This window comes from Clostridium weizhouense, assembly GCF_019431045.1.
Lineage (GTDB): Bacteria > Bacillota > Clostridia > Clostridiales > Clostridiaceae > Clostridium > Clostridium weizhouense.
Map to the genome: position 1 here is coordinate 18,127 of NZ_JAHXPT010000019.1, position 22,283 is coordinate 40,409.

At 26.7% G+C, this 22,283-nt stretch carries 25 protein-coding genes and 1 tRNA gene; 20 read left to right on the plus strand and 6 right to left on the minus strand.

The window, feature by feature from the left end; translation table 11 throughout:
• Positions 1 to 260 precede the first annotated feature (260 nt).
• The 3 genes from KYD98_RS16975 to KYD98_RS16985 are packed head-to-tail and all read left to right on the plus strand — an operon-like array spanning position 261 to position 2,452.
• Positions 261 to 1,025: a ParA family protein gene (locus KYD98_RS16975; RefSeq protein ID WP_258049897.1), complete on the plus strand. Its 765-nt coding sequence runs from the start codon at positions 261 to 263 to the stop codon at positions 1,023 to 1,025.
• Between the two features lie 11 nt (positions 1,026 to 1,036).
• Positions 1,037 to 1,891: a ParB/RepB/Spo0J family partition protein gene (locus KYD98_RS16980; protein ID WP_219781243.1), complete on the plus strand. Its 855-nt coding sequence runs from the start codon at positions 1,037 to 1,039 to the stop codon at positions 1,889 to 1,891.
• 33 nt (positions 1,892 to 1,924) lie between these two features.
• Positions 1,925 to 2,452, plus strand: coding sequence for a DUF4446 family protein (locus KYD98_RS16985; protein ID WP_219781244.1), 528 nt, complete (start codon positions 1,925 to 1,927; stop codon positions 2,450 to 2,452).
• Positions 2,453 to 2,580: 128 nt separating this feature from the next.
• Here KYD98_RS16985 and yyaC read toward each other — a convergent pair whose 3' ends face one another.
• From yyaC to KYD98_RS17000, 3 genes are all read right to left on the minus strand, one after another.
• Positions 2,581 to 3,177, minus strand: a complete 597-nt coding sequence (yyaC, locus tag KYD98_RS16990; protein ID WP_219781245.1) for a spore protease YyaC — start codon at positions 3,175 to 3,177, stop codon at positions 2,581 to 2,583.
• A 179-nt stretch (positions 3,178 to 3,356) separates the two neighbouring features.
• A complete protein-coding gene (locus KYD98_RS16995; protein WP_219781246.1) occupies positions 3,357 to 4,517 on the minus strand; it encodes an aminotransferase class V-fold PLP-dependent enzyme in 1,161 nt (386 codons plus the stop codon).
• Between the two features lie 12 nt (positions 4,518 to 4,529).
• Complete coding sequence (locus KYD98_RS17000) at positions 4,530 to 5,195, minus strand: LysE family transporter (protein WP_219781247.1); 666 nt, start codon at positions 5,193 to 5,195, stop codon at positions 4,530 to 4,532.
• Between the two features lie 139 nt (positions 5,196 to 5,334).
• Between KYD98_RS17000 and KYD98_RS17005 the strand changes: the two genes are divergently transcribed.
• The 11 genes from KYD98_RS17005 (at position 5,335) to KYD98_RS17055 (ending at position 14,105) form a co-directional block, all read left to right on the plus strand.
• Entirely contained in the window at positions 5,335 to 5,571 is a 237-nt protein-coding gene (locus tag KYD98_RS17005) for a putative Se/S carrier protein (protein ID WP_219781248.1), read from the plus strand.
• A 78-nt stretch (positions 5,572 to 5,649) separates the two neighbouring features.
• Positions 5,650 to 6,495, plus strand: a complete 846-nt coding sequence (locus KYD98_RS17010; RefSeq protein ID WP_308462470.1) for a mechanosensitive ion channel family protein — start codon at positions 5,650 to 5,652, stop codon at positions 6,493 to 6,495.
• Positions 6,495 to 6,686, plus strand: a complete 192-nt coding sequence (locus tag KYD98_RS17015; protein WP_219781249.1) for a DUF951 domain-containing protein — start codon at positions 6,495 to 6,497, stop codon at positions 6,684 to 6,686. The genes KYD98_RS17010 and KYD98_RS17015 overlap by 1 nt, the downstream gene beginning before the upstream one ends.
• Positions 6,687 to 6,793: 107 nt before the next feature.
• Positions 6,794 to 7,081 (plus strand): 30S ribosomal protein S6, encoded by a 288-nt coding sequence (rpsF, locus tag KYD98_RS17020; protein ID WP_219781267.1) that lies wholly within the window; start codon positions 6,794 to 6,796, stop codon positions 7,079 to 7,081.
• Between the two features lie 13 nt (positions 7,082 to 7,094).
• Positions 7,095 to 7,541, plus strand: coding sequence for a single-stranded DNA-binding protein (locus tag KYD98_RS17025; protein WP_219781250.1), 447 nt, complete (start codon positions 7,095 to 7,097; stop codon positions 7,539 to 7,541).
• A 24-nt stretch (positions 7,542 to 7,565) separates the two neighbouring features.
• Complete coding sequence (rpsR, locus tag KYD98_RS17030) at positions 7,566 to 7,817, plus strand: 30S ribosomal protein S18 (protein WP_219781251.1); 252 nt, start codon at positions 7,566 to 7,568, stop codon at positions 7,815 to 7,817.
• Positions 7,818 to 7,972: 155 nt separating this feature from the next.
• Complete coding sequence (locus KYD98_RS17035; RefSeq protein WP_219781252.1) at positions 7,973 to 8,293, plus strand: MazG-like family protein; 321 nt, start codon at positions 7,973 to 7,975, stop codon at positions 8,291 to 8,293.
• 21 nt (positions 8,294 to 8,314) lie between these two features.
• Positions 8,315 to 10,252 (plus strand): DHH family phosphoesterase, encoded by a 1,938-nt coding sequence (locus tag KYD98_RS17040; RefSeq protein ID WP_219781253.1) that lies wholly within the window; start codon positions 8,315 to 8,317, stop codon positions 10,250 to 10,252.
• A 1-nt stretch (position 10,253) separates the two neighbouring features.
• Complete coding sequence (gene rplI / locus KYD98_RS17045) at positions 10,254 to 10,700, plus strand: 50S ribosomal protein L9 (RefSeq protein WP_219781254.1); 447 nt, start codon at positions 10,254 to 10,256, stop codon at positions 10,698 to 10,700.
• Positions 10,701 to 10,712: 12 nt separating this feature from the next.
• Complete coding sequence (lonC, locus tag KYD98_RS17050) at positions 10,713 to 12,608, plus strand: Lon family ATP-dependent protease (RefSeq protein ID WP_219781255.1); 1,896 nt, start codon at positions 10,713 to 10,715, stop codon at positions 12,606 to 12,608.
• A 174-nt stretch (positions 12,609 to 12,782) separates the two neighbouring features.
• Positions 12,783 to 14,105 carry a replicative DNA helicase gene (locus KYD98_RS17055; RefSeq protein ID WP_373368744.1) on the plus strand — a complete coding sequence of 441 codons (1,323 nt, stop codon included), beginning with the start codon at positions 12,783 to 12,785 and terminating at the stop codon, positions 14,103 to 14,105.
• 147 nt (positions 14,106 to 14,252) lie between these two features.
• On the opposite strand, the gene KYD98_RS17060 is transcribed toward KYD98_RS17055, so the two are convergent.
• On the minus strand, positions 14,253 to 14,594 hold the full coding sequence (locus KYD98_RS17060; RefSeq protein WP_219781257.1) for a protein phosphatase: 342 nt from the start codon (positions 14,592 to 14,594) through the stop codon (positions 14,253 to 14,255).
• A 118-nt stretch (positions 14,595 to 14,712) separates the two neighbouring features.
• Between KYD98_RS17060 and proC the strand changes: the two genes are divergently transcribed.
• Positions 14,713 to 15,513: a pyrroline-5-carboxylate reductase gene (gene proC / locus KYD98_RS17065; RefSeq protein ID WP_219781258.1), complete on the plus strand. Its 801-nt coding sequence runs from the start codon at positions 14,713 to 14,715 to the stop codon at positions 15,511 to 15,513.
• A 313-nt stretch (positions 15,514 to 15,826) separates the two neighbouring features.
• Here the strand turns inward: proC and KYD98_RS17070 are convergent, their stop codons facing one another.
• Positions 15,827 to 16,999, minus strand: a complete 1,173-nt coding sequence (locus KYD98_RS17070; protein WP_219781259.1) for an NAD(P)-dependent malic enzyme — start codon at positions 16,997 to 16,999, stop codon at positions 15,827 to 15,829.
• Between the two features lie 312 nt (positions 17,000 to 17,311).
• Here KYD98_RS17070 and KYD98_RS17075 point away from each other — a divergent pair, with 312 nt between their 5' ends.
• From KYD98_RS17075 to KYD98_RS17085, 3 genes are all read left to right on the plus strand, one after another.
• Positions 17,312 to 18,598, plus strand: coding sequence for an adenylosuccinate synthase (locus KYD98_RS17075; protein ID WP_219781260.1), 1,287 nt, complete (start codon positions 17,312 to 17,314; stop codon positions 18,596 to 18,598).
• Positions 18,599 to 18,702: 104 nt separating this feature from the next.
• The gene (locus KYD98_RS17080; RefSeq protein WP_219781261.1) at positions 18,703 to 18,885 is read left to right on the plus strand and encodes a DUF1858 domain-containing protein; all 183 of its coding nucleotides are present in this window, start codon (positions 18,703 to 18,705) and stop codon (positions 18,883 to 18,885) included.
• Between the two features lie 274 nt (positions 18,886 to 19,159).
• Entirely contained in the window at positions 19,160 to 19,924 is a 765-nt protein-coding gene (locus KYD98_RS17085) for an acyl-[acyl-carrier-protein] thioesterase (protein WP_219781262.1), read from the plus strand.
• Between the two features lie 6 nt (positions 19,925 to 19,930).
• Here the strand turns inward: KYD98_RS17085 and KYD98_RS17090 are convergent, their stop codons facing one another.
• Positions 19,931 to 21,190: a BaiN/RdsA family NAD(P)/FAD-dependent oxidoreductase gene (locus KYD98_RS17090; RefSeq protein ID WP_219781263.1), complete on the minus strand. Its 1,260-nt coding sequence runs from the start codon at positions 21,188 to 21,190 to the stop codon at positions 19,931 to 19,933.
• Positions 21,191 to 21,520: 330 nt separating this feature from the next.
• Here KYD98_RS17090 and KYD98_RS17095 point away from each other — a divergent pair, with 330 nt between their 5' ends.
• On the plus strand, positions 21,521 to 22,105 hold the full coding sequence (locus KYD98_RS17095) for a hypothetical protein (protein WP_219781264.1): 585 nt from the start codon (positions 21,521 to 21,523) through the stop codon (positions 22,103 to 22,105).
• Positions 22,106 to 22,207: 102 nt separating this feature from the next.
• A tRNA-Glu gene (locus KYD98_RS17100) sits at positions 22,208 to 22,282 on the plus strand.
• Position 22,283 lies beyond the last annotated feature (1 nt).

Consider the following 22,283-nt stretch of genomic DNA (forward strand, 5'->3'; position numbering starts at 1 on the left):
TACTATAGTGAGTAGTAGCATAAATTCTATAAATATTTTTTAGTTTATATTAATGAATAAATTTTAATGGTATTTACATATTTTAATTATAGTTTATTAAAAAAAGGACAAAATAGTATATAAATTTATTGAAAATTATTTTTTAATAAATTTATATACTATTTTTTTTCATTTTTCTTACATTAATCTTTTAATATGTATTGAATATATATATAATGTTAATATGGGAGAGGGGGTGTAGGCTCTTATAGGGCTTAATTATGAAGACAGTTTGTATTTTTAATCAAAAGGGTGGAGTAGGTAAAACTACTACTAATATAAATTTATCAGGATATTTAGCTATGGCAGGATATAAAGTGCTGACAATAGATATTGATCCTCAAGGGAATACTACAAGTGGACTTGGTTTAGATAAGAGAAGTTTAGAGGTCTCAATGTATGATGTTTTGACAACAGATATATCAATTAAGGACTCAATCTTAAGAACTGATTTAGTAGAAAATTTATTTATATCACCTTCAACTATGGAATTAGCTGGAGCAGAAGTTGAAGTAATAGGAAGAGAAGATAGGGAAAATATTATAAAAAGAAAATTAAAAGAAATTGAAGGCGAATATGATTATGTATTTATAGATTGTCCACCTTCTTTAGGAGTATTAACTATAAATGCACTAACATGCGCAGATTCAGTATTAATTCCAATACAATGTGAATTCTATGCATTAGAAGGAGTTAGTCAATTAGTTAATACAATTCAATTAGTTAAAAAGTCTTTAAATAAGAAATTAGAAATTGAAGGCGTAGTAATGACTATGTTTGATTATAGAACCAATCTTAGTAATGAGGTATTTAAGGAAGTTAAAAAGTATTTTAAAAGTAAGGTCTATAAAACAACTATTCCAAGAAATATAAGATTAGCAGAAGCACCGAGCTTTGGATTGCCAATCATGTTATATGATGATAAATGTAAAGGCGCAGAGGCATATATTAATTTAAGTAAAGAATTTTTAAGCAGACAGGAATAGGAGAGAATATTATGGGAAAAAAGTTTGGGTTAGGAAAAGGATTAGGAGCACTTATACCGGATGAAATTGAAGAAAAAGTTAAGGAAAAAAGTAACAATATACTTATACCTATAAATAATATTAAAAGTGATGTTGAACAACCGAGAAAGAATTTTGATTCTGAAAAAATTATTGAGTTATCTCAATCAATTAAACTTCATGGAGTAATTCAACCATTAATAGTTAGACAAAAAGGAGAGGATCATTATATTATTGTTGCAGGAGAACGAAGATGGAGAGCTGCAAAGTTATCAGGATTGAAAGAATTACCATGTATAATTATGGACTTAAATAATAAAGAAATTTTGGAAATATCATTAATAGAGAATATTCAAAGAGAAGATTTAAATCCAATTGAAGAAGCTTTAGCATATAAAAAATTGATAGATGATTTTAAAATTACTCAATTAGAGTTAAGTAATAGAATTGGAAAATCTAGAGTAGCGATTACAAATACAATGAGATTAATTAACTTAGATAAGAGAGTACAACAATATTTAATTGAGGGTATTATTACAGAGGGGCATGGAAGAACACTTCTTAGTGTTGATAATAATGACTTACAATATGAACTCGCTCAACAAGTAATTGATAATAAACTATCTGTTAGAGAATTAGAGAAATTAATTAAAAATATAAATGAGAAAAAACAAAATGATAGTAAAGATAAAGAATTAAATCCATATTACCAAGATATAAAAAACCAACTTCAAAATTATTTTGGAACAAAAGTAAATATACAAAATAAAAAAAATAAAGGAAAAATTGAAATAGAATATTATTCAGAAGAAGATTTACAAAGAATATTAGATATTATAGATATCTAACAAGATGTTTCACGTGAAACATTAAGGAAAGGAATGACGAAATTGAACACACTACTTAATACTATTAATGAGATGGCACCATATCTAATAATAGGAATGGCTGTAATAATTATTTTACTATTTGTATTAATTATAGTTTTAATGAAATCAATAAATAAATTAGAAACTAAATATAGAAAATTAATGAGAGGTACAAATAGTAAAAATTTAGAACAAATGTTGAATGAAAAGCTAAATAATATCGAAGAAGCAAAGAATATATCTGAAAAAGCTATAGAAGAATGTGGAAAATTAGAAATTAAAATAAAAGAATGCGTACAAAAAGTTGCTATAATGAGATATAAAGCTTTTGAGGATGTTGGAAGTGACTTAAGCTTTTCAATTGCTATGCTAGATGATAATAATGATGGTATAATATTAACAGGGATTTATGGACGTCAAGAAAGTACTACATATGCAAAACCAATTGATAAAGGTATATCAAGATATGATCTATCTGAGGAAGAACTTTATGTATTAAGTGAAGCATCAAATAAATATAATACTAAAAAAAATAAGTAAGTACTTCAGTACTTGCTTATTTTTTTTAGTATTATATATTACAAATTTAAACATTCAACAAAAAGTATGTAGTTATTTGATTTATTGAATGATTATTATTTCAACATACATATTTTTAATATGAAAAATTATTCATTAGCAAGAGATATAATATTACTATTATTATGATAAAGATTAATATTTGTTGATTTTAATATAAAATGATATATGCCTCTAGATATTATATCAGATAACATCATAACTGTATTTAATCTAGTATTCTGCAAAACCAAAAAATCGAAACTACTAGAAACATTAACTATACCAGTTATAGACATTTGACCTACTGCAGGAAGATTTTTATTTAGAGCTGCACCAGGCAAAATAGACTTTTTTTCTACGAATACCTTGCCTATATTATGTATATTACCTAAACAAGCATCTATAGCAACAATATAAGGATTTTTAAATTTATTATTTATTTCATCTAATTTATTATTTAGATTTTTAGAATGAATAGGATTTTGTAATGTTCCCAATATGTGAATATTATTAGTAGATAAAAAACGTAATTTATACCCTACTAATGGACCTAGAGAATCACCAGTTGATCTATCAGTACCTATGCAAAGGAAAACGATATTTTTACCAGAATTTAAAATAGGTTTTAATTCTGAAATTAAATAGTCACATATCTTTATATATGAACTGGAGTTTGTTGAATCAATACATAATTTTTTACTCATAAAATAAATCTCCTTTATTAAGAAATTATTTCCCAATAAAGGAGATTTTATTCACATACTAAATCATTATAACTATAAATTAAATTAATTTTATAATGATTTTTCAGTTTTTATTTTAAGTAAATATAAATAATATTTTTAAATATAGGTATTTTGTATACTATTTTTGATAAATTTACTTAGAAAATTATTTTATTTTCGGAAATTTTATTTAATATATTTAAAGTATAGTTAATATCATTTATAGATGTAAAATAGCTAATACTTAATCTAATAGTGCCATTAGGGAAAGTTCCAATAGTTTTATGAGCTAAAGGAGAACAATGCAAACCAGTTCTAGTTTTTATATTATTATGCTCTAAATAATATCCAACTTCTGAAGGCTCAAAACCATCAATATTTATAGATACACAAGTTGTTGATTTTTTTGCAGATAAATCTCCATAAACAGTTAATCTTTTTATATTTAATAAACCATCTATTAAGGACTTTAATAAATAATTATTATGTTCATATATTGTATTTAAACCTATTTTATTAATATACTTAATTCCTTCAGATAATCCAACAATTCCAGGGATATTTAAGGTTCCACATTCAAATTTATCTGGTAAAAAATCTGGTTGATATAGTGAATGTGAAGAACTACCAGTACCACCTTGAAATAAGGTATCACATGATTCATTAAATTCATCAGTTAATATAAATCCACCTATTCCTTGAGGACCTAACAAACTTTTATGACCTGTAAAAGCTATTGCACTAGCATTAATTTTTTTCATATCAAGATTAAGAACTCCTGCTCCTTGAGATGAATCAACAATAAAAAATATATTATTTTTATTACATAAATTACCAATTTTTTGTATATCTTGAATAGAACCTGTAATATTAGATGCTTGTGTAAGAATTACAAGTTTAGTTTTAGAATTTATTTTAAATTCTAAATCTTTTGGATTAATAAATCCTAATGAATTACACTTTATTATATCTACACTTATATCATTATTTTCTTTCATATGAAACAGAGGTCTAATTACAGAATTATGTTCCATTGAAGAAGTAATAACGTGATCTCCAGGTTTTAATATACCTTTAATCAAAATATTTAATGAAGTGGTAACATTATTTGTAAAAATAACATTTTTAGGAATATCAAATCCAAAAAAATTTGAAATGGTATCTCTAGCATCATATAATATTCTATTACTTTGCATAGAGTTACTATAATTTCCTCTATTAGCATTGCCACCAACATTAAGCATATAATTATACATTGCATCAATAACTTCTTTTGGTTTTGGAAAAGTTGTTGATGAATTATCTAAATAAACATCCATATTAATACACCTCTAAAAAATAAATTTAATAAATCCCCAAATAATAAATATTATTCCAAGTATAAAAAGAAAATAATCTAATAATTTTGATATAGTATTAGAAAAATCACCTTTTAACATTTTAAAACCTTTAATTGCTAATAAATTAAGAACAAAAAACCAACTTAGACTACCTAAAAACATAGAAGATAAAGCTAGAGTAAAATATATATCTCCTTTAAGTCTCCAAACACTTAATATTGTACCACTTAGTGCAATCCATAATGATGGAGTAGTCGGATTAAAAAATGTTATAAAAAATCCAGTAAGAAAACTATGACCGTTTAAAAAGCTATTAGTAGATGACTTAATATTTAATTTATTTGTAGTTTTATTTAAATTAGATGATTTTCTAGAAATTATATTAAATAATATAAGTACAAATCCAGATACTATCCAAAATAGACCTTCAAATCTTTGATTATCGTTTAGTATTTTAAATAATCCTAAGTTTATAATTATTATATATAAAAGATCAGCAGATACTGCTCCAAATGATACTTTATAACCTTCTCTAAATCCATCAGAGATAGATCTATTTATTGATTCAATTCCAGAAGGTCCTAATGGAATTGAAGCAAAAAAGCCAGTAAAAAAACCTATTAATATAGGCCTAAAAATAAAGAACAAAGATAACATAATATAATACTCCCTATAATTGTAGTCATATATAATTATAATGTAATATAAATAATTATTCATTATAATTATTATTTAAAAATAGTAAAAAACAGATATAATAATATATAAGTAATATTTATTATAAGGTAGGTGTAAGATGAGTTATTATATTATAGTGTTTAAAAATACTTATGATGCAATGGCAGCAGAAAAGATATTAGAAAAATCTAATTATAAATTTAGAATAATGCCAACCCCAACATCAATAACTAAAAGTTGTGGTATATGCGTAAGAATAGATAATAAAACAGATGTAGATAAAATAATTAAAGAAGAAACTTTTGAATATAAAGAAATATATTTAAAAGATCAAAATGGATATTCTTTAATTTAGTGAGTTAATTGGAGAGTGATAAGTATTTTAAAGTTTAATTATTTAATAGAATCTGAAATAGGTGAAACATTTAATAAAATAAAAAGTGCATTAAAATCAGTACCAAATATAGAGATTTTAGTTAATAAAGCTTTTATGATTATACTTACAATTATTTTAATGTATATATCAATAAAGTTGGGAAATCATTTGATTAAAAAATTTGTAGACAGACAAATCAAGAGCAATGCTATGTTATCATTAGACTCACAAAGAGCAAAAACACTTGGAGAAGTTTTAAAAAGTGTATTAAAATATTTAGTATATTTTTTAGGTATAGGATCAATTTTATCTAATTTGTTTAATGGAATGTCTTTTACATTTGCAAGCATTGGAGGAGTTGCAGTTGGGTTTGGAGCACAAAGTTTAGTTAAAGATTTAATAAATGGATTTTTTATTTTATTTGAAGATCAATTTGGAGTTGGTGATTACATAACTATAGGTGAATTTAGTGGAATTGTAGAGAGTATTGGTATTAGGACAATAGTAATTAAAGATTTTTCAGGAGATGTTCATTCAATACCAAATGGTTCTATAATTCAAGTTACTAATCATTCAAGAGATAATATAAGATTTATAGTAGATGTAGATATTGCTTATGAAGAAAATATAGATAATGCCATAAATGTGATTAAGAAAACATGTGAAAAATTTGAAGAACAAAACGAAGATATAAGAGAGCCTATACAAGTATTAGGAGTAAACGCTTTAAATGCTTCTAGCGTTACAATAAGAGTAATAGGTAAAGCAAAACCACTTAAGCAATGGGAAACAGAAAGAGAATTAAGAAAATTAATAAAAATAAAATTAGATGAAGATGGTATAGAAATACCATATCCTAAAACTCAATTGATTAATCTTAATTTAGAAAAGGAGAGAATTTAATGATAGATACATTTGAACTTGGTGAAATAGTGCAAATGAAAAAAAAACATCCATGTGGTTCTTATGAATTTGAAATAATAAGGGTAGGAGCAGATATAAAAATAAAGTGTACAGGATGTGGGAGAATTATTATGATTCCCAGAAGTAAGTTTCAAAAATCGGCAAAAAAAGTAGTAAAAACTGAAAATTAGTATAAAGAGTAAAAAAAACTTGAATTGCTTATTTTAAGCTGATATAATTATAAATTGTAATCCCTGCTGTGAAAAACACAGCCGTTAGTCCAAAGGAGGTGAAAATGATGAGAAAATACGAAACTATATTTATACAACACCCATCATTCGATGAAGAAACTGTAAAGGCAAACATTGAAAAGTTTAAAGGTGTTATAGAAAATGGTGGAGGAACAGTAGAAAACGTTGATTTTTGGGGTAAGAGAAAGCTTGCTTACGAAATCTCAAAGGTTAGTGATGGTTACTACACTCTAGTTAACTTTACTGCAAATCCTGAATTACCAAGAGAATTAGATAGAATATTCAGAATCACTGATGGTATTATAAGACATATCATTGTTAAGGAAGAAGTTTAAGGTGGTGTTGTAAATGAATAAAGTAGTTCTAATCGGAAGATTAACTAAAGATCCAGAACTAAGATTTACTCCAGGAAATGGAACAGCAGTAACAACTTTAACATTAGCAGTTGATAAGTATAATGCTAAATCTGGTCAAAGAGAAGCAGACTTTGTACCTGTAGTAGTATGGGGCAAACAAGCAGAAAGTACCGCAAATTACATGAGTAAGGGTAGTCAAATGGCTATTAGTGGTAGAATTCAAACCAGAAATTATGAGGCAAAAGACGGAACTAAAAGATATGTAACAGAAGTAGTTGCTACAGAAGTTCAATTTTTAAGTAAAGGGAATGCTTCAGGAAATGCTGGAACTAGTTATGGTAACAGCAATGAATATTCAGCACCATCAAGCAATCCGTTTGATAGTATGAATTTTGAAGAGGATATAACTCCAGTAGATGATGGAGATATGCCGTTCTAATTTTTAAGGTAAGGAGGGAATAAAATGAGCAGAGAAGATAATAGAAGAGCTGGCGGAAGAGCTAGAAGATCTAGAAAGAAAGTTTGTGCTTTTTGTGCAGATAAATCAGAATCTATAGATTATAAAGATATAAATAAGCTTAGAAAGTATGTTACAGAAAGAGGTAAGATTTTACCAAGAAGAATTTCTGGAACTTGTGCTAAGCACCAAAGACAATTAACAGACTCAATTAAAAGAGCAAGAAATATCGCATTATTACCATTCACAACTGAATAGGATAATAATCACTCCCCTGAGAAATCAGGGGTTTTTTTATACCAAAAATTATATTTAAATGGAAAATAAATACAAATAAATACTATAATGCCTTGCATTACTAGTTAAAAAAATTTAAAATAAGTATACAAGGGCTGAGATAAGAGGTGATATAGATGAAAAAAGAAGAATTAAATATAATGACTAGTGTTAAAATAATAGAAAATTTAAAAGCACAATTACTTTGCATTGTTGGAGAATTTTTTAGATTGTTAACAAAGGGAAACAATATAGCTCATAATTCCATATTAGATTGTATCTCAGGTGCAATAAGTATATTATATGTTCTTGCAGAAAAATTAGGGTATTCTTTCGCAGAAGTTGATCATACTATGAAAAAAAAATTAGAATTAGGAATACGTGCAGAAGATGAAGTTGAAAAAGATGGTAGGAGTTTAAGTAGATTAAAATTATATATTGACAATAGAAGAGATTAATAATAAAGTAGGAGGCTTATTATGAAAGGAGTAACGATTATAAAAAGGTTACTTAAGCCTATTATATTGATTATGAGTTCATTAATTTTATGTTATTATAATTATAAAGGAATAGCATTTATAATTTTTTTAATTTACTTATTAGATAATTTTTATCAGTTAAACTATTATTGGAATAGAGAAAAAAATATTAATGAATTTATAGGAAGTTTAAATAAAGGAATAGAAAATAATATATTTCAATTTGTATATCCATTAGCTTTAGTAAGGAAAAATGGAAATATTATGTGGAGTAATAATATTTTTAATAATATAAGATCCAATGAAGACTCTTATGATAGAAATATTTTAAGTATTGCTAGAGGTTTAAATTTAGAACGTATTTTTAGTGATGAAAGTAAGCATCAGAGATTAAAGATAAAGGGGAAACTATATGATACGTATGCAACTAAAATAAAACTTAAAGATAAAGAAGATTTATTTTTAGTATATTTTAATGATATAACAGAGCTTATAGGGTATGAAACCACAAAAGAGAGCATTATGTTAATTGAAGTAGATAATTTTAGTGAGGCTTTAGATACTACCGAAGAAGAAAATAGACCATTATTAGTAGCCGAAATAGAAAGAGCTATAAATGCATATGCTAATAATTTAAAGGCAATGATTAAAAAATATGATACTAATAAGTATGTATTATCGATTCAAGACAATTATATAAAAAAACAGATTGATGAAAAATTTAAATTGTTAGATGATATCTCCAATATAGATAAGGGGAATAAACTAGAGGTCACTTTAAGTATTGGAGTTGGAAGAGGCGGAGTATCTCCATTAGAAAATTATAAATATGCTAATACAGCCAAAGAACTAGCCTTAGGTAGAGGTGGAGATCAGGCTGTAGTTAAAAATAAGGATGAAATAAAATTTTTTGGCGGAAATACTAAAGAAATAGAAAAAAGAACTAGAGTTAGAGCAAGAGTAGTAGCACATGCATTGACTGAGTTAGTATATGTAAGTAGTAAAGTATATATAATAGGACATAAGAATCCTGATATGGATTGCTTTGGAGCAGCTATAGGACTATCTAGTGTTATCAAGCAAATTGGTAAATCATGTAGAATAGTTTTGCAAAATGATATAAGTGCTATAGAATATTACTTAGATAATCTTATGAATGATCCTAAATATAATGATTTATTTATATCAGCAGAGAAAGCTAAAGTAGATTTAGATGATGAAACTTTAATAATAGTACTAGATGTTCATAATAAAAGCTATGTATTGGATTTAGAATTAATTAATAAAGCAAAAAGAAAAGTAATAATAGATCATCATAGAAGATCAGCAGATATGATTGAAGGGGATATATTAAATTATATAGAGGTATATGCTTCTTCAACGTCAGAAATGGTAACTGAAATTATTCAATATATGGTTGATAAACCTAAATTAACAGAAATAGAAGCAGAAGGATTATTAGCAGGGATATTTATGGATACAAAAGGTTTTTCATTTAAAACAGGTGTAAGAACATTTGAAGCAGCATCATTTTTAAGAAAAGCAGGAGCAGATACTATTGAAATTAAAAAAATGTTTAGTGATAATTTAGAAAATTATATTCTTATTGCAGAAACAATAAAATCAGCAGAAGTAAATAAGAATATAGCTATTGCAATATGTCCTAAAAACGTAGATACTGTAATTGTAGCAAAATCAGCAGATGAACTTTTAAATTTATCTGGTATAAATGTATCATTCGTTTTAGCACAGGTTAATGAAGATATATATATTAGTGGAAGATCAACAGGAGAAATTAATGTTCAAGTTGTATTAGAAGCTTTAGGTGGTGGAGGCCATATGAATATAGCTGGCGCAAAAGTATCAAATGCACAAATAGATGATGTTATTTATGATTTAAAAGAAACAATAAAAAAATATTTAAAGGTGGGAGACTAATATGAAGGTTATTTTATTACAAGATGTTAAAAAATTAGGTAAAAAAGGTGATGTTATTGAAGCATCAGATGGGTATGTAAGAAACTTTTTATTTCCTAGGAAATTAGCACAAGAAGCTACAGAAGCTAATATGCATATATTAAATAATAAAAAAGAAAATGAAAGAAAACAAAAATTAGCTGAACTTGAAGCAGCACAAAAATTAGCTGGAGAATTAAAAGGAAAAGAGATAACAATAAAAACTAAAACTGGGGAAAGCGGAAAATTATTTGGAGCTATAACAAGTAAAGATATTTCAGAGTTAATAAAAAGTGAATATAAGGTTGAAATAGATAAAAAGAAAATAGTTATGGATGCAATAAAATTAGCAGGAAATTATGAAATAGAAGTTAAACTATATCCAGAGGTTAGTACAAAAATGAAAGTAATAATAGTTCCACAGCAATAAGGAGGACTTGTTTTGAATTCAAATGAAGAGACAAATTTATTAAAAGATATAATGAATGGTAATTTATCTTTAGAATCTCAAATAGATGCTTTATTTAATATATCTAAAAATATTTTAGATAAAGGTGCATTAAAATCTAGAACAATTAGATTTAAGTTAGATAAGTATATAAATTCTACTAATAATTGCGAAAGAATATTTGCTTTAAATACAATTTTATCTGAAGGAGAAGGGTTAAAGAAAATTCCTAAAGAAGAGGAATTAGAGCAAGCTGTTAAAGATACAATAAATTTAGTTGTGGATGAAATTGCTAGAAAATATGTTCAAAGTAAAATAGAAATGAAAGTTGAACAGGCAATTATAGAGAAGCAAGAAAAATATATTGATGAAGTAAAGCTTTCAATTATTAAAAAGGAAAAAGGCATTGAAAATAAAAAGACTTTAAATAAACTAGAACATTTAGTTGATTTAGATAATAAGGTAACAAGTAAAAATATAATGAGCTTTTTAAGACCAGAGAGTTTTGAAGAAGTTGTGGGTCAAGAAAGAGCTATTAAATCGTTAATTTCAAAACTTTCTTCACCATATCCACAACATATAATTCTATATGGACCACCAGGTGTAGGTAAAACTACAGCAGCAAGACTTGCACTTAAAGAAGCAAAGAAATTGGATTTTACACCGTTTGATGACAAATCAAAGTTTGTTGAAGTTGATGGTACAACTTTAAGATGGGATCCAAGAGAAATAACTAATCCGTTATTAGGATCTGTGCATGATCCAATATATCAAGGAAGTAAGAGATATTTATCAGAATCAGGCATACCAGAGCCTAAACCAGGTTTAGTTACTGAAGCACATGGTGGTGTGTTATTTATTGATGAAATAGGAGAATTAGATCATATACTTCAAAATAAACTTTTAAAAGTATTAGAAGATAAGAGAGTTGAATTTTCATCATCATACTATGATCCAGATGATGAAATGACTCCTAAATATATAAAATATCTTTTTGATAATGGAGCACCAGCTGATTTTGTTTTAATTGGTGCTACAACAAAGAGTCCTAGTGAAATTAATCCAGCTTTAAGATCAAGAGCTACAGAAGTATATTTTGAGCCATTATCATCAGATGATGTAAAACTAATAGTAGAAAAGGCAGCTCAAAAATTAAAAGTTACATTAGAGGATGGAGTTGCTAATAAGATTAGCAATTATACATTTGAAGGTAGAAAAGCTGTAAATATCTTAACGGATGCATATGGATATGCTTTATATATGCAAAAAGAACTTACAGATAGTATAGAAATAAAATTAGAACATTTAAATGAAGTACTTTCAGTAGGAAGATATACTCCTTTTGAAAGATTTGAAAATACTCAGGAACATGAAATAGGTCATATTTATGGATTAGGCGTAAGTGGATTCTTAGGATCTACCCTTGAAATTGAGGCTAGTGTTTTTGAAGCTAAAAAGAAAGGTAGCGGTGTAGTTAGATTCAATGAAACTGCTGGTTCTATGGCAAAGGATTCTGTATTTAATGCAGCCTCAGTAATAAGAGCAATAACTGATAAAGATATAAAAGATTATGATATTCATGTCAATGTTATAGGTGGAGGGAAGATAGATGGTCCATCAGCAGGAACAGCTATTACCTTATGTATAATAAGTTCATTACTTAAAAAGCCTATAAAACAAGATATAGCTATAACAGGTGAGATATCTTTAAGAGGTAAGATAAAACCTGTAGGTGGAATATTTGAAAAAATATATGGTGCTAGAAGAAAGGGCATAAAGAGAGTTTTAGTTCCAAAAGATAATGAAAAAGAAGTCCCTTTAGGCCTTAATGATATTGAAGTTATTTCAGTAAGCACTATAGAAGAAGTTATTGATATTGTATTTAAATAATAAATAGGCTTCCTTGTAAGGAAGCTTATTTTAAATTATTAAAGTATATTTATAAATTATTATTTTCTTTAATGTATGTAGAAGATAGAGTAAAATTAAATTAAGTTTAATTTGATTTCAAATAAAAGTTTTTAATTTTTAAGGAAGGAGGAGTAGCGTTTGGAAAATCAGATTATGAGGAGTTTACCTCAGAGTATAGAAGCAGAACAATCGGTAATAGGTTCTATGATAATAGATAAAACAGCCATTGCTAAAACTTTAGAACATTTAGAAGAAGAAGATTTTTATAGAGATGGACATAAAATAATATTTAGAGCTATATTAGATATGTTTAAAAAAGATATAGCGATAGATCTAGTAACTTTATTAGAACATTTAAAGAGTATAGATATGCTTGAAAGAGCTGGTGGAGTAACTTATATAAGTGAAATAAGTTCATCAGTGCCTACTACAGCTAATTTAACTTCATACATAAAAATAGTAGAGGAAAAATCTATTTTAAGAAAACTTATAAAAGCTTCAACATCAATAATTGAAGAGAGTTATAATAAGCAAGGTGAAGTAGAAGATGTATTGGATATAGCAGAGAAAAAGATATTTGATATAGCGGAAAAGAAAACTTCAAAGGACTTTGAACCTTTAAGTGATGTTTTGGAAAGAGGATTTCTTGAAATTGAAAGACTTTTTAATAATAGAGGAGAAATTACAGGGGTAGGATCTGGATTTAGTGATTTAGATGCTAAAACATCTGGCTTTCAAAAGGGTGATATGGTTCTTATAGCTGCTAGACCTTCTATGGGAAAAACAACATTTGCACTTAATATAGCAGAACATGCAGCATTAAGAGAAGGAAAAAGTGTCGTTATTTTTTCACTAGAAATGTCTAAAGAGCAATTAGCTTATAAGTTGCTTTGTTCTGAGGCTAATGTTGATATGTTAAGATTAAGAACTGGGGAACTAGATGATAAAGATTGGGAAAATATTGCTAAAGCAACAGGTCCATTATCTAAGGCTAAGGTATATATTGATGATACTGCTGGAGTATCTGTCATGGAAATGAGATCTAAATGTAGAAGATTAAAAATGGAGTATGGAATAGATTTAATTGTTATAGACTATTTGCAACTTATGTCTGGAAGTTCTGGGAGTGATAATAGACAACAAGAGGTATCGGAAATATCTAGATCGATTAAAGCATTAGCTAAAGAAATGGAATGTCCCGTAATAGCATTATCTCAGTTGTCGCGTGCACCTGAACAAAGAGCAGATCATAGACCTATGTTATCAGACTTAAGAGAATCAGGATCTATTGAACAAGATGCCGATGTTGTTATGTTTTTATATAGAGATGAATATTACAATAAAGAAACAGAAGATAGAAACATGGCAGAATGTATAATAGCAAAACAAAGAAATGGTCCAGTAGGAACAGCTAAATTAGCATGGCTTGGTCAATATAGTAAATTTGGTAATTTAGATGTAATCCATAAAGAGTAAAGATATAAATTAGTATGATAATAGTTATACTAATTTATATCTAATTATTTAATATATACGTTCATCACTATTACTAGTAAGTTATATCATTTATAAATATTTTAGGATTTATATTAATAAACAAATCCTATTATAACTAATATGTTTTTATAAAATTTTAGGTATAATAAGTTTAACCTTATCCTTGTAATGATAAAGGAAACTTTTATCTAAATTAATATCTTTTAAATAAAACATTCTTTTTACAGAACAATTTAAATCTTGAGTAATTTTATTAATTTCAAAAACCAAAAAATTATTTTTATAATATATTTTTAAAAAATTATCTTTGTAGGAAAAGAAATAAATATCAATATAATAAGCTTTAGATGTTTCTTCTATATTAATAGAAGGAGCTTTTGATTTTACAATAGTTTCATCTAAAAATAAATCAATAAACTCTTCTTTATTTATTAAAGAGTTAGAGTGAATTATAGAAGTTTTGTTCATAGATATAACCTCCCTTCTAACTTAAATATATTTTATGAAATAGAAGACTAGCTATACTATGATTATAGTGGAGGAAAACTTAAAATTAGAATTTATAATAAAAAATTGGGGGAAAATTATGAATAGAAGAATTGGATTTATAGGTTGTGGAAATATGGGAAGTTCGATTGTAGGTGGATTAATTGCATCAGGATTTGCAAAGAATGATCAAATAATTGTTTCTACTAAAACTGAAGTTTCAGCTAAAAAATTAGAAGACGATTTTAAAATATTAGCAACTTTAGATAATAATTATGTTGCTAAAAATTCTGATATATTAATTTTAGCTGTAAAACCATATATGTTTAAAGATGTTATTGGAGAGATTAAAGAGAATTTAAGAGAAGACCAAATAATGATTAGTATAGCTGCTGGAATTAGTATTAAAGATATGGAAGAGTTAATAGGTAATGAGTATAAGATAATAAGAAGTATGCCTAATACACCAGCATTAGTAGGTCAAGCAATGTCAGCTGTTTGTCCAAATAAAAATATTACAAAAGAAGATATGGAATATTGCATAAAAATATTTAAAAGTTTTGGAGAATGTGTAACACTTGAGGAAAAGGATTTTCATGGATTTATTGCTTTATGTGGTTCTTCACCAGCATATATTTTTATGTTTATAGAAGCAATGGCGGATGGAGCAGTTAAACTTGGTATAAGTAGAGATAATGCATATAAAATGGCCGCTCAATCTTTACTTGGATCTGCAAAAATGGTTTTAGATACAGGCAAACATCCAGGAATATTAAAAGATATGGTATGTTCTCCTGGAGGAACTACAATAGATGCAGTTGCTGAATTAGAAAAACAAGGTTTTAGGAATTCAGTTATAGAAGCAATGGTTAAATGTGCAGAAAGATCTAAGAGTATGTAATGCTGAGTAGAAGAGAATATTTTTAGTAGATAGATATATATAGTTAGATAAAATTTTTATTTTGATCATTAAAAAATAACATTCTAATATTCATCAGTTTTGTGAATAAAAGTTTAAATTTTATTTGGGGATAATTTTTAATATATAAATTTGTGGATAAAATTTAAAGAAAAAATCTTGTGGATAAATTTAATTTTTTTCATGTGGATAATTCTTTTTTAAAAGTTATTGTGAATAAATTTAATAATTTATGTAAAAAGCACCGTGATTTAATTTATAGATATCACAGTGCTTTTAAATTTACAAATTATATTTATATACGAGCAACTCCACTTTCAACTGCAGCCTTTTTAACTGCTTCTGCAACAAGAGTTTGAACATTTAAATCGAAAGCTTTTGGAATTATACAATCAGGATTTAAATCTTTTTTATCTACAGAATTTGCTATAGCGTAAGCAGCAGCAACTTTCATATCTTCATTAATTTCTGATGCTCTAACATCTAATGCACCTCTAAAAACTCCAGGGAAAGCTAAAACATTATTTATTTGATTAGGATAATCGGAACGACCTGTACCCATAATCTTAATTCCAGCTTCTTTTGCATCATTAGGGAATATTTCAGGTGTTGGATTTGCCATAGCAAATATTATTCCGTCTTTATTCATAGTTTTAACCATTTCTTTTGAAACTATGTTAGGAGCGGAAACACCAATAAATACATCTGCATTTTTAATTGCATTCTTTAATAAACCATCTTCATTATTTGGATTAGTTAATTGAGCTAACTCTTCCATATAAGGATTATTTGATGATTTATTTTTTGTGATTACTCCATTTATATCACACATTATAATATTTTTTACACCAGATGAAAGGAGTAATTTGCATATAGCAGTTCCAGCTGCACCTGAACCATTTATCACTACTTTTATATCTTTCAAATTTTTATTTACTATTTTTAATGCATTTATTAAACCAGCTAAAACAACAATAGCAGTTCCGTGTTGGTCATCATGAAATACAGGTATATCTAATTTTTCTTTTAACCTTTTTTCTATTTCAAAACATCTAGGAGCAGCAATATCTTCTAAATTTATGCCACCTAAAGTTGGAGATATATTGCAAATAGTTTTAACAATTTCATCTATATTTTTAGTATCTAAAACTATAGGAAATGCATCTACATTCCCGAATTCTTTAAATAGAACACTTTTACCTTCCATAACTGGTAATGAAGCAAGTGGCCCAATATCTCCAAGCCCTAAAACGGCAGTACCATCAGAAATGACAGCTACTGAGTTCCACTTTCGAGTATAGATATATGCTTTGTTAGGATCTTTATGTATTTCACGACAAGGCTCTGCAACACCTGGAGTATATGCAAGACTTAAATCATTAGCATTTTCAACTTTACATGTTGATTTAATTTCTATTTTACCTCTTTTTTCTTCATGGAATTTTAAAGATTCTTCATAAATGTTCACAAAAACACCCCTTAAATTTTTAATAAAAGTTAGATATATTACATCTGAAAAACTGTTATTGTATAAATTAAATTATAATTAATTGACCAATATAATCTAATTATACGAATTATTATGAAAAAAATCAAAAAAATATTCGATATATGGTTGACCATAAGAAACTACTTTGCTACTATTTAGAAGGAGAATTTATTTTTTGTATATAAGTATAGTTATAAATTTATTTTTTACTTATATCTAAAATAAATGTATAAATCTCTAAAGAATAATTTAAATTAAAGCTAAAAGCTTATTATTTAAGGAGGCAAACACATGTCAGCATTTATTGTTTTAGGAGCCCAATGGGGAGATGAAGGAAAAGGAAAGATGACAGACTATCTAGCAGAAGAGGCAGATGTAGTAGTTAGATTTCAAGGAGGAAACAATGCTGGTCATACTGTAGAAGTTGGCGATAAGCAATATAAACTTCACTTAATTCCATCAGGAATTTTATATGATGACAAACTAAATGTAATAGGAAATGGAGTAGTTGTAGATCCTAAAGCTCTATTTGAAGAAATAAATTATTTAGAAGGTGTAGGAGTTAGTGTTACACCAGAAAAATTAATAGTAAGTGATAGAGCACAACTTATAATGCCATATCATAAAGTACTAGATGTGTTAAAAGAAAAAGCAAGAGGTAAAAATGACATAGGAACTACAGGAAAAGGTATAGGCCCATGTTATACAGATAAATATGAAAGATGTGGAATTAGAGTCTGTGACCTTATGCATGAAGATGTATTTATTGAAAAATTAAGAGAAAATATAGATATGAAAAATGATTATATAACTAAAGTATTAGGAGGAGAACCTCTAAACTTTGATGAAATATTAAAGGAATATTTAGAATTTGGTAAAAAGTTAAGACCATTTGTTCAAGATACTTCTGTTAGTGTATTTAATAAAATTAAAGAAGATAAGACAGTGTTATTTGAAGGTGCACAAGGTATGCTTTTAGATATTGATTATGGAACATACCCTTATGTAACATCATCTAATACAACAGCAGGAGGAGTATGTAGTGGCATAGGAATAGGCCCTAACATGATAACTAATGCTGTAGGAATAACAAAAGCATATACTACAAGAGTTGGTAAAGGTCCATTCCCAACTGAGTTACTTGATGAAACTGGTGATTGGATAAGAGAAAAAGGCCATGAATATGGTGTAACTACAGGAAGATCAAGAAGATGTGGATGGTTGGATTTAGTTATAGTTAAGACTGCTGCAAGAGTAAGTGGCTTAACTTCATTAGCTATTACTAAAATTGATACATTAGCTGGTTTAGAAAAAATTAAAGTATGTGTTGGATACAAATTTGATGGTAAAGTTATTGATTACTTCCCAGCAAGTTTAGAAGATTTAGCTAAATGTGAACCAGTATATGAAGAATTTGATGGTTGGGATGATACTGTAGCAGATGTTAGAAGCTATGAGGAATTACCTGATAATGCAAAGAAATACTTAAAGAGAATAGCAGAATTTACAGAAACTAAAATTTCAATAGTTGGAGTTGGTCCTAAGAGAGATCAAACTATGAGAATAGATACTATATAATAATTTATGGTTCTATTTCCTTGACTTTACTTTTAGTATAAAATATAATTCTTTGTAGATAATATTTGTAAGAATTTATTTTATAAAAAAAGAAGGTGAAATGTATGATAACAAAGGACATGACAATTGGTGAAGTTGTTAAAAATGATTCATCTAAAGCAGAAGTATTAATGACTTTTGGAATGGGATGTGTTGGATGTCCATCAGCTCAAGCAGAAACTATAGAAGAAGCTGCTATGGTACATGGAATAGATTTAGAAAAATTATTAGAAGCATTAAATAAATAATATAAAAAAGAGATTTTCTTTTATTAAGAAAGTCTCTTTTTATTATATTATTTATTTTTAGTTATATTAAAAAAACTTTTTATATTGTAGTATAATTTAATTTATAAGAAAAGTTTTTAAAATAAATTAAAGTTATAGTTATAATAGTTTTTATATAAGATCCTCACTATACAAGGTAAGTAATACTATTTATAAATATTCTAAGGTTTATATTAATGAACAAGTCTTATTGAAACTTGTATATTATATTTTAAGATACTATGGGAGGTTTAATATGGGAAAAAGTTTTTCAAAAGATTATGAAATACATTATTATGAAGTAGATTATAAATTAAGATGTAAATTATCTTCTATAATAGACTTTATATGTGATGTTGGAACTCATCAGTCAGAGTCTGTTGGTGGTGGTATGGAATATTGTCTTAATAATAATTGTGCTTGGGTTTTTTATAAGTATGATATAAAGATGTATAGATATCCTAAGTACGCAGAAACTATCAATTTAACAACACAAGCAGTTGGATTTAAAAGATTTTATGGATTAAGAAAATACTTTATTAGAGATTCAGAGGGAATTTTGATAGGTGAAGCCTTAGCATTGTTTTTCTTAATAAATATTGAAAAAAGAAGACCTATGAGAATACAAAAAGAACAATATGATTTTTATGGTGTAGATAGAGACATGGAACATAATGTTAAAATGGATGGTATTGAGAAAGTAGATGAAGAGCAATTTCATAGGGAATTTCAAACAAGATATAGTGATATTGACTCAAATAAGCATGTAAATAATGTAAAATATATTGAATGGGCAATGGAAGCAGTGCCACTTGAAGTTGTAAAAGATTATGAGTTAAGTAGAATTAAAGTTATTTTTGAGAAAGAAACTACTTATGGAGATAAAATATCAGCAACAGCAACAGTTGAACAAGTTGATGAAAATAGTTTAAAATCTTATCATAAAATAAGAAATAATGAAGGTATAGAATTAACTATTTTAGAAGCAGAGTGGAAAAAGGTAGAAACAAAAAAGGCTTAGTAAAAATTAAGCCTTTTTTGTTTTATTTAGAGCTGCTGATTTACCAGCTAAATATCCTGAACTCCAAGCGAATTGAAGATTAAATCCACCACAGTCTCCATGGACATCTAATATTTCCCCACAGAAATAAAGATTCTTAACTTTTTTAGATTCTAATGTTGTAGGACATATTTCATTAACATCAATTCCGCCTAACGTAACTTGGGCATTAGAGAAACCATTTGTACCAATACATTTAAAATCCCATCTTTTAAATCTATCAATCAAAGCCTTTTTATATTTCCAATCTACTTCATCACATGATATATGTATATTTGTTATACCTACATCTTTTAATATAGTTGAAATTAGCTTTTTATTAATTACTCCAATCAAGCTAGATGATATTTCTCTATAATTAAAAATAGAAAGATGTGTATAAATAAAATCTTCTATTTCCTCTTTGCTTTGATTTGGAAACATATCAACACTTATTGTCACATTTTTTCCTTTGTATAAAGCATCAGAAGCATGTGAAGATAATTGAAGTATAGGAGGACCAGATATACCGTAATCAGTAAATAATATTTCCCCTTGTTCTTTACGAACAACTACACCATCTATTATAATACTAGCTTCTCCATCAAATTTAATACCAGATAACGCTTTTAAATAGGGATAATCTAATCTTAATTGTACAATTCCAGGAAGTGGTTCAATTATTTTATGTCCTAATGATCTACTAAGTTTATATCCAGAACCGTCAGAACCTGTTTTTGGAGCAGATTTACCACCACAACTTAAAATAAGTCTATTACAAGAAAATTCTTTAAAATCTTCATTTTTAGTATAAAGTATAAATTTTTTTGATTTCTTTATATCAGTTATTTTACTATTAGTATATATAGGAATATTTTTATCTTCTAAAGCCATTCTAAAAATATCTATTACTGAAGATGCCTGAAGTGATTTAGGATACATTTTACCATTTTCAAGTTCAATTAATGGAAGCCCTAAAGATAAAAACATACTTTTTGTATCTTCTATTGTAAAATTATTTAAAATTTCATTTAAAAAATTATTATTTTTACTATGAAAATTTATATATGGATATGAAATTTTAGAATTTGTAATATTACACCTGCCATTACCAGTTGTAAGAATTTTTTTACCAATTCTATCTGTTCCTTCTATTAAAGCAACATCTATTCCTAAATCTTTGGCTATGATACCTGCCATTAAACCAGAGGCACCAGCACCAACGATTATTAAATCATGATGAATCATAATTACTAAATCTCCTTATAATTAGATTAAATCATATATTAAAGTTAGTATATATATGATTTTTATACAATTTATCTATATTTAGTCATATTAAGAAAATAACAGCTCTAAAATGCTATGATTATTTTTCATTAGACAAATCTGATGACGCAGTATAATAGAAAATAGATTTATTATTTTTTTATTATACCTAAATTAAAATATTAAGTAATATTTAAATAAATTTTATCACAGTAATATAAATCTTAAAAGCAAGGAATAATAAACTTATATATAAATAAATTGTGTGCTATTTTGAATTTTATATAAAATTTATGAGGTGGGATATTTATGAAGGCAAAAATAATAAATAAAGATTTAGAAGATTATGATAAAATATTTGGAGTTAGAAGAATGAATTTTGACCAAGCGGTGATAAACTATCCAACAGGAGATGGTTTAAAAGTCTTTATATTAGAAGATTTAGAATTAATAGCAGAAAATAAAATTGATGAGTTTTTAATTAACAATAGAGAATTTTTAAAAATAAAGTTAACTAAAGGAATATCTGTATTTTTTTATGATGCTTTATTAGAATCACTAGAAGAAGAAGTAGATGAAAAAATTATTAAATTAAATGTTTTAAGAGATAAATATAAAATAAATAAAAAAGGAATATGGAGTAAAGAATTAATATTATTTGTTAATGATAAATTTGCTTTAGAAATAAATTCGTCAGGACAAAACTTTAAAACTCAAGGTTATAATATAATATTAAATAGAATATCTGAACAAGATTTTTTAAATATTTGTTATAATGAAATATCTAATATAGAGAAAGAAATTCAAACTAAAAATAAGATGCTATCTAACTTTGGAGAGGCTATACAGTCAATAAAGGGTAATTATAAATGTGATAATAAACTATTAATTTAGAAAAAAAAATAAAAAAAATGAAAAAATGTGTTGACACATAATCTAAAGTTATGTATTATAGTCTATGTGGTCAGGAACACGGCCGCGAAAATAGAAAAGCATGGCTCCTTGGTCAAGCGGTTAAGACACCACCCTTTCACGGTGGTAACAGGGGTTCGATTCCCCTAGGAGTCACCAT